The sequence below is a fragment of the Acinetobacter sp. ESBL14 genome (assembly GCF_036668815.1).
Classification (GTDB): Bacteria; Pseudomonadota; Gammaproteobacteria; order Pseudomonadales; family Moraxellaceae; genus Acinetobacter; species Acinetobacter gyllenbergii.
Map to the genome: position 1 here is coordinate 1 of NZ_JAZEVS010000014.1, position 9,774 is coordinate 9,774.

Consider the following 9,774-nt stretch of genomic DNA (forward strand, 5'->3'; position numbering starts at 1 on the left):
TCAATGACAAAGGTTATGACACGGTCGCTGATGCGATTCAAGGAGAAGCAGCGGCAGCGAAAACTGAAGTTGAAGCGGGCAAGAACATGACCGTTGCAAGTCGTACTGGTGCCGATGGACAAACCATTTATGAAGTCGCGACAGCGGATGATGTTGACTTTAACAATGTCACTGTCGGTGGTGCAGATGGTGTGCGTATTGATGGCGCGACAGGCAAGATCAGCGGTGTGACTGCGGGTGATATCAATGCCACCTCAACAGATGCAATCAATGGTAGTCAACTGCATGGTGTTGCAGACAGTGTTCGAAGCTCGATTGGTGGTGAAACGGTCTTAAATCCAAATGGTTCGGTGACCACCAGCAATGTGGGTAACACAGGTGAAGGTAACATCCATGATGCGATTGATTCTGTACGTAAAAATGCAGTAACAGCGAAAACTACGGTCACCGAAGGCGACAATATGGTGGTAACTGAATCAACCAATCCAGATGGCAGCACCAACTATGAAGTTGCGACGGCACGAGATGTGGATTTTGATTCAGTGCAAGTGGGTGATGTCAACATTGATGGCACCACAGGCAAGATCAGTGGTGTTGCAGATGGTACGGTTGCAGCAGGTTCTAAAGATGCGGTGAACGGTGGTCAGCTGAATGACAGCGTCGGCTCTACGGGCGATATTTTAGGTGGTGGCGTGACCAATGAGGGTGGTCGACTTAGCGGTCCATTTACCGTCAATGACAAAGGTTATGACACGGTCGCTGATGCGATTCAAGGAGAAGCAGCGGCAGCGAAAACTGAAGTTGAAGCGGGCAAGAACATGACTGTTGCAAGTCGTACTGGTGCCGATGGACAAACCATCTATGAAGTTGCGACAGCGGATGATGTGTCATTTGATTCAGTACAAGTGGGTGATGTCAACATTGATGGCAGCACAGGCAAGATCAGTGGTGTGGCAGACGGCACCATTGCAGCAGGTTCAAGCGAAGCGATCAATGGTGGACAACTCCACGGTGTTGCAGACAGTGTCCGAAGCGCAATTGGTGGTGAAACCGTCTTAAATCCAAATGGTTCGGTGACCACCAGCAATGTGGGTAACACAGGTGAAGGTAACATCCATGATGCGATTGATTCTGTACGTAAAAATGCAGTAACAGCGAAAACCACGGTCACCGAAGGCGACAATATGGTGGTGACTGAATCGGCCAATCCAGATGGCAGTACCAACTATGAAGTTGCGACTGCTAAAGACGTAAAATTTGACAGTGTTACGTCGACGGATGCAGATGGAAATGAAACCATTCTGGATGCCAAAGGTGTGAGCTTAAAAGATCAAGCTGGAAACACCACGATTCTTGGTCAGGATGGTCTCGGTTTCGCTGACCCGATGGGGAATAGCGTTGGACCACGTATCAGTGTAAGTGGCATCGATGCCGGTAATACCGTGATCACTGGTGTTGCGCCAGGGCGTGTTACCGCAGATTCAACCGATGCAATCAATGGCAGTCAATTAAAAGGTGTTGCGGATAGTGTATCAAGTGCAATTGGCGGTAATACCACAGTGAATCCAGATGGAACCATTATCACCAGTGATATTGGTGGAACAGGTAAAGACAACATCAACGATGCGATTGGTGCTGTGGGTAAAGCAGCGAAAGAGGCTAAAACTACAGTAAGTAAAGCGGATGGCGATGAAAACGTCACAGTGACCAGCCGTCAAAATGCAGATGGCAGTACGGATTATGAAGTTGGCCTATCGAAGGACGTTAAAGTCGATAGCGTGACGGCGGGTGATACGGTCATCAATGGCGATGGTTTAACCATTGCGGGTGGCCCAAGCGTGACTAAAGACGGCATTGATGCCGGTGATAACAAAGTCACGGGTGTTGCCGATGGTACGGTTGCCGCAGGTTCTAAAGATGCGATCAATGGTGGCCAACTCCATGGTGTCGCAGACAGTGTGAAAAACATTGTGGGTGGTAATACCAAAATCAATCCAGATGGCACGATTGTAGGTGACAATATTGGTGGGACAGGTCAAGACAACATCAATGATGCAATTGGTGCTGTAGGCAAAGCAGCACAAGCTGCCAAGTCATCGGTGAGTAACAAAGATGGCAATATTTTAGTCACACCAAGCACCAAAGCAGATGGCAGTACGGATTATGAAGTTGGTTTAGCCAAAGACATTACCGTGGATAGTGTGACGGCGAAAGATGTCAATGCGAATCAGGTCAATGTGGGAGGTGCTGGTGGAACCACGATTGCAGCAGATGGTGTGCGGATCGTAGATGGGCCAAGCATGACCAAAGAGGGCATCAATGCAGGTGGTAAGAAAGTCACAGGTGTTGCTGATGGCGCCATTGCCAGCGGATCAAAAGATGGAATCAATGGCGGCCAGTTACATCGTTCTTATGAAGATGTTGGCGCAGCGCTTGGTGGTGGTGCGGGTTATGACCCAAGCACTGGCTGGAAAGGGCCGAGCTATAATGTTGCAGGTGGCACACATGACAACGTGGGGGATGCACTCGGTGCAATTGATAACCGAGTAACCAATTTGGGTGATCAATTACAACAAGCTTTCTACGATACCAACAAACGTATGGATAAGTTGGAAGACAAAATGTCTGCGGGTATTGCAGCAACTGCGGCATTAGAAAATGCACCATTTATTCCAGGTAAGCTCACCATGGCAGCAGGTGCGGCCTATTACAACGACCAAAGTGCAATTGGTGTGACCTTCCGTAAGACTGCGGACAATGGTCGCTGGTCATTAACGACGGGTGCTGCGATGGGTAGTCAAGGCAATAGTCCATTGGTTCGTGTTGGTGTAAGTACCATCATTGATTAAGTCTTTTAGGAGAGTCGTAAGGCTCTCCTTTCCATTTACAAGAATTAAGTGAGAACAGATATGAATAAGATTCAAACTTTAATGATGATGGTGCTTACGGGTATTGCATTCAATACTCAGGCTTTACCAGAAGTTCCAGTAGCAGAAGCACAGGGCGAAGTAGAATTACAAACGACAGATGAGGTGACTTTTCCTGAGGTGAATAAAAGTTATCTTAAACTGGTGAAGCGTTATGAATATAACGATGTTGCCCGTTTAGATGTCGGTATGAACAAAGATCAATTCCGCCATATTCTCGGTAATCCTCACTTTAGTGAAGGCGTATTTGCCGTGAAAACATGGAATTATGTCTTGGATATTCGTGTACCCAATACGCAGGATTATAAGCGTTGCCAACTGCGTATTGACTATGACAAAAAATATATTGCCAATCGTTTATCTTGGAAAGGTGAAGAGTGTCAAGGTTTGATGACTTGGGGTGCCAATAATGTGGTCCCTGCTATTTTACCTGCACCGATTCAGGCTGCTCCGCAGACTGGAATTGTATTCTTTGCATTTGACCGTTCAGATGCCAATGCAATCGAACCAAGTTCAACCAATCTGGCAACGATGGTGAGTGCAATTCAACAGTCTCAAAATCCTGTGCTTGTTTCGGGTTATGCAGATCGGCTTGGTAAGTTTGCCTATAACCAAGACTTATCTTCTCGTCGTGCTAATACTGTGGCGCAATTGTTGGTACAGCAAGGAGTTGATCCTAAACGCATCCAATTACAAGTCAGTGGTGGAACAAGTCTTTATCAGGAATGTTCAGGTCAAGCACGCAATACACAACTGGTTCAGTGTTTAGCACCAAACCGTCGTGTGAATATTCAGTGGTAAGCTAAAACAATAAATAGGGCAGCTATAAATATAGCTGCTCAAACTATTTATAAAAATATTTTTATAAACATATATTTCTGTGTGGAATAGGTTAAATGGGATTGTTTTTTGGGGTTAATATTTATTTATGGGTTTGAATAAAGTTATGAAGCTAGGTTGTTCTTAATAAAAAACTTTGTTTTTTATGAAGAGATTAGCTGAGATGGTTTTATTTTAAGAGATACTTTGGTTATATTTTTATAATAAAGGTTTAGAAATGGCAAAATACGAAAGTGCTTTTTATGAAGAAGGTAAAGAAATAGTCGAGGTTCTTGCAGTTGACTTGCGAGATGCTGAGCAGAGAGCAGTATTAAGAGAGAAAAATCTTTTTAATAAAAATAGGAATATTTTACTAGGCATTCGAAACCATCCAGACACACCCCATTTTTATAGGAAAAGTTCACATCGTGGTGATATTGATAAAGGTGAGCCTAAAGATACGTCGCGACATGATGAAAAACGGGATGAATTTTTATACTTTCTTGAAAATAATGCGAACTCAACCTCAAGTGAAAATCTAAGAATTGGCATTTATGAAAAATGTAAGGAGGTCGGAAAGTATCAGCTTACCGTACTCAATTTATTGGAAAATTATCAGTGGGCAAAGGAAGTTAAGTTTTCTGTTTCTGAAGAATGTTATTTACGGTTTGATATTTTTGGACGTTCTAAAGCGTACTTTGGATGGGTCGAAAAACACCCCTATGTCGCTATAGAAATTGTAGATTCGCACTTTAGCTCTAAGGCGGCATTCAAGGCATTGTTAAAAATGTCACAGGAATTTCCAATTTTTATTGGCTATATGTTTGTATCAGAGATCCCTTATTTAAATACCAAAAAGAATGGAGATAAATCTAACTCCCCCAAACATATCCGCTTTAAGCATTACATTATGGATGGTAGCTTTTGGGATCAAGACGAAAGGGTAGATGAAGGTTTTGAGAAAATCGAAAAACATCAATCAGATGAATACTATAATTTTGTTTATGACAAAATTAAACCATTCTTAGCGTGAAATATGTCGCTTGCTTATGGATGAGTATTTGGATTTATAGCAAACACGTCGAAAATGGTTTGGCGTGCTAAATACTTGTCCTCTGTGGTCAGTTCAATTCTATTTAACGGTTTAAATAGAGTGAATTGGCGATGGCAGCATGTTTGACCATTGTCATGCTTGTGTGAACAGAATGAATGGCTATGATTGTCATCAATACGTGATCCTATCTAGCGAATAGTCAACTGATTGAAATTGATTACAAAGTTTTAGATAGGATGGCTAATATTAAAAAATTATAAAAATGTTTCAAATGTAAATATGGCCTGCCTATTCTGTTTATTAAACACTCCTATAATGTTAATGTTTGTCTATTTTTTGATTTGATTTTAAAACTTACAAAAAAAGCAACTTGATTGTTAAGTTTTTAGATTTAATTGTTAAATACCCTCTAATTTTATTCTCTAAATTAAACAGTGCTTAATTAATAATAAAGGCACTGGATCATGAATAAAATATATCGCTTAGTTTGGAATAAATATTTAGGTTTATGGACGGTCGTTTCAGAACTTGCTCGTGGTACAACGAAAAAACGTAATGTTTCGGTGGAGACTACAGCAGCACTTAGCCCTCCCTTAAATGCAAATTCTCTTTATACAAAATCTCATCTAACGCCAGTCATATTGGCAATGGTTATGGGTTCAATTTTTTATAGTGGTCATACATTTGCAGGTTATGAAGCAGGTGGTGGATCGACTTATACCAATTGCACGGGAACTAGTACAGGCAGTGGCAGTAAATCTGGGAACAGTGTTGCGATAGGCACACGGGCTTGTGCTGCAGGTAATGGCGGTATTTCGATGGGATATCAGGCCGACTCGTCTAATGCACCAGATAATATTGCTTTTGGTTCAAATGCCAAAACAGGAAATGTACGTTCTCCAACTGGTGATGGAACACCTTTAAATGGTGGTGGACAAATTGCAATTGGTAAAAATGCACAAACATCTGTGGCGGGTGCAATTGCCATCGGTAATGATACAAAAACAGGTGGTCAAAATTTTTCAATTGCAGTTGGTGGTTATGCTGAAGCCTTGGGAAATAGTGCGGTCGCTTTTGGGCGGCGTACTAATGCCAGTGGTTTTGGTGGTGTCGCAGTCGGTGCCTATGCACAATCATCTGGAAATGACTCTACCGCAGTTGGCTCGAATGCAGTTGCATCTAAACAGGCTGCGACAGCATTGGGGAATCAGGCGAATGCCGTTGAGCGAGGGTCAACAGCCGTTGGTTTTGGTGCCAATGCGGTTACGGTTGGTGCTGTAGCGGTGGGTGTAAACTCCTATGCTGCTGGACGAATCAAAGATGGTGAGGATTGGGAGTCAAGCGCATTTGGCTCTAATTCTAGAGCGGATGGTGCGGGTGCCGTAGCTTTGGGAAATTACTCAAAAGCCACTGCAGATGAAACACTCGCAGCGGGAAATGGTGCGCAAGCAACTTCTAGGTATGCTGCGGCCATTGGTACCTTAGCTGAGGCAACAGCAGAAGAATCGGTCGCGACAGGTCATCAGTCCAAAGCGCAAAGTTTTGCCGATATTGCGATTGGAAGTGATGCAGCGACAGTAGCGGGCACAGGTGGTAAGAACATCGCCATAGGAAATAAGGTGACCACAGGTGCAGTAGGTCAAAATGTTGCCATCGGTTCAGGAATCACCACAGCCAATTCATCAACTGCCGATGGTGGTGCCGTTGCGATTGGTCGAGATCAGGTTGCAACGGGTGATGGCGCAGTCGCGATTGGTGACCCAAATATTGTAAATGGTGACGGTGCGATTGTATTAGGGAAAGACAATATTGCCGCTGGGGATTCAGCAGGGACAACCGCAGCTAATGGTGCGGTTGCGATTGGGAATACCAACCAAGCTATTGGTCAGGGTTCAGTGGCTTTAGGGAGTACCTCAACAGCCGCCGCGGCAGGTGCCATTGCTTTGGGTGATACCGCTACTGCAAATGGCGGTCAATCTGTTTCAATTGGATCAAGTAGTCAGGCTGTTGAAGGCGGCGATATTGCAATTGGTGCTGGAGCGTATGCCGCAGCCAAAGTTGTAAATGGTGTGCCAGAGTCTGCCGCTGCATTTGGTCTGGGTGCGCGCGCTGATGGTGCGACAGCATTGGCAGTGGGGAATAATGCTCAAGCAACGGCTGATTATGCTGGCGCACTTGGGAATGCAGCAGAAGCCACTGCAATAGAAGCAAGTGCTGTGGGGAACAGAGCTAAAGCAACAAATGAATACGCCTCTGCGGTAGGAACGAACGCAACAGCTTCTGGTCTACAGTCAACGGCACTCGGTAATCGAAGTCGAGCCACAGGTGATTTCTCCATTTCGCAGGGGAACAATACTGAGGCCAGTGGTGTATATTCCACCGCAGTGGGGAATTTTTCTAAAGCAACAGGGGAAAGTGCGGTTGCAATTGGTGATTTAGCTGAAGCAAATGCGGATGATGCGATCGCAGTTGGCACAAGAACAATTGCGAGTGGACAAAACTCAAATGCAATTGGGATAGATTCTAAGGCAACAGGGAGTGCCGCAGTTGCTCTGGGTGCGGGAGCCGAAGCTTCTGGCAATAATGCATTGGCGTCAGGCGTTGAGGCAAGTGCAGCTGCTGCATCAGCAGTTGCATTGGGTGACAGTGCTCAAGCACAAAGTGCGAATGATATTGCGATTGGTCGTACTGCTGCGACACAAAGCGGCACAGGTGGTGACAATATTGCGATAGGAAACGCAGTCACCACAGGAGCGACAGGCAAAAATGTTGCAATTGGTTCGGATGGAACCACTGCTAATTCAGAAAGCGCAGACGGTGGCGCGGTTGCGATTGGTCGAGATCAGATTGCAAATGGTGATGGTGCGGTCGCGATCGGTGATCCAAACCGAGCAAGTGGTAGCGGTGCAGTCGCTTTAGGTAAGGACAATACTGCGGCAGGAGATACTGCTGCAAGCTCTTTGGCAAGTGGAGCAGTCGCGATTGGGAATACCAACCAAGCTATTGGTCAGGGTTCAGTGGCTTTAGGGAATACCTCAACAGCCGCTGCGGCAGGTGCCATTGCATTAGGTGATACTGCCAATGCCCAAGCGACCCGTGGTGTGGCACTCGGTTCTGGTGCAACCGCAAGCAATGCGGATGATGTTGCGCTTGGTGCAGGTTCGGTCACTTCAGCAGCCAATCCAACCGCCAATGGTACAGTCGGTGGCATCACTTATAACTATGCGGGCACAAGCCCAAACAGTGTGGTCAGTGTTGGGAGCGAGGGTAATGAACGCCAAGTGACTAATGTGGCAGCAGGCCGTGTCAGTGAAACAAGTACCGATGCAATTAATGGTTCTCAGCTTTATTCAACTCAACAAGCCTTAGGAAACCTCGCAGAATCCACAGCCAATCATTTAGGTGGTGGCTCGGTGGTGAATCCAGATGGCACAATCTCAGCACCTAGCTATATCGTCAATGAAACACCAATCAATAATGTTGGTGATGCGATTGAAGCGCTGGATCAAGGTTGGAATCTACAAAGCAATGGGGCTGGTGGTGCAGCGATCAAAGCTGGTGATACGGTTGATATTGGCACTACTGATGGGGAGGAAAATCTAACCGTCACTAAAACGGGTAATGACATTAAATATGCTCTAAATCGAAATCTGAAAGTGGATAGCGTGGCCGCAGGTGACACGGTCATCAACACGAATGGCGTTACGATTAATAATGGGCCAAGTATTACCAATTCAGGCATTGATGCGGCGGGTCATATAATTAGCAATGTCGGTGCAGGTGTTGCAGGTACAGATGCGGTCAATAAAAGCCAATTAGATGCAGCAACCGCGGCAGGTAAAAATACGGTGACGGATGGTAAAAATATCACTGTCACAGAATCAGCCAATGCGGATGGCAGTACTAACTATGAGGTCGCCACAGCAGATGATGTGGACTTTAATAATGTGACTGTGGGCGATGTCACGATTGATGGAACCACGGGCAAAATCAGCGGTGTGACTGCGGGTGATGTGACTGCCACTTCAACCGATGCGATTAATGGCAGTCAATTGGCAGGTACAGCCAAGAGCGTATCGGATGCGCTCGGTGGCGGCTCTGTTGTTAATCCAGATGGTACCGTGACAGCACCAAGCTATGACATTAACGGAACGACGGTTGGTAACGTTGGTGATGCGCTATCAGAATTAGACAAAGGCTGGAATCTACAAAGTAATGGTGCCAAAGCGGGTGCGGTGAAAGCAGGAGATACGGTTGATATCGGTACAGTTAATGGTGAAGAAAACCTGACTGTGACCAAAGATGGGAATACCATTCAATATGGTTTAAACCGTAATTTGAATGTTGATAGCGTCCGTGCTGGCGACACCTTAGTGAATGATAATGGTGTGACCATTACAAATGGCCCAAGTATCACCAAAGATGGGATCAATGCAGCAGGTAATCCAATTACCAATGTCGGTGCAGGTGTGAATGATAGCGATGCTGTCAATAAAGGTCAGTTAGACGATGCCGCTGCCGCCGCTAAAACCGAAGTGACGCAAGGTAAGAACATCACGGTTTCTAAAACCACCGGAGCAGATGGACAAGACATTTATAACGTGGCAACCGCAGATAATGTTGAGTTTAACAATGTCACAGTCGGTGATGTCACGATTGATGGAACCACCGGCAAGATCAGTGGTGTGACTGCGGGTGATGTGACTGCGACTTCGACCGATGCGATTAATGGCAGTCAATTGGCAGGTACAGCGAAAAGCGTATCGGATGCGCTCGGTGGCGGCTCTGTTGTTAATCCAGATGGGACTGTGACTGCACCAAGCTACGACATTAACGGAACCACGGTCGGTAACGTTGGTGATGCGCTATCAGAATTAGACAAAGGCTGGAATCTACAAAGTAATGGTGCCAAAGCGGGTGCGGTGAAAGCAGGAGATACGGTTGATATCGGTACAGTTAATGGTGAAGAAAACC

At 45.6% G+C, this 9,774-nt stretch carries 4 protein-coding genes; all 4 read left to right on the forward strand.

Annotated elements, in window-relative coordinates; all coding sequences use genetic code 11:
- Positions 1-2,849, forward strand: a 2,849-nt coding sequence (locus V6E90_RS21275; protein ID WP_332606382.1) for a YadA-like family protein, incomplete at its 5' end; no start/stop codon positions are given.
- Between the two features lie 60 nt (positions 2,850-2,909).
- Positions 2,910-3,728: a trimeric autotransporter adhesin/peptidogylcan-associated protein TpgA gene (gene tpgA, locus V6E90_RS21280; RefSeq protein WP_332606383.1), complete on the forward strand. Its 819-nt coding sequence runs from the start codon at positions 2,910-2,912 to the stop codon at positions 3,726-3,728.
- Between the two features lie 256 nt (positions 3,729-3,984).
- Positions 3,985-4,779, forward strand: coding sequence for a hypothetical protein (locus tag V6E90_RS21285; RefSeq protein WP_332606384.1), 795 nt, complete (start codon positions 3,985-3,987; stop codon positions 4,777-4,779).
- A 485-nt stretch (positions 4,780-5,264) separates the two neighbouring features.
- On the forward strand, positions 5,265-9,774 hold a 4,510-nt coding region (locus V6E90_RS21290), incomplete at its 3' end, for an ESPR-type extended signal peptide-containing protein (RefSeq protein WP_332606385.1).

What these genes read in the sequence shown, in the direction of transcription:
- V6E90_RS21285 (WP_332606384.1), top strand. Translation starts at nt 3,985, where the DNA reads ATGGCAAAATACGAAAGTGCTTTTTATGAAGAAGGTAAAGAAATAGTC.
- tpgA (WP_332606383.1), top strand. Translation starts at nt 2,910, where the DNA reads ATGAATAAGATTCAAACTTTAATGATGATGGTGCTTACGGGTATTGCA.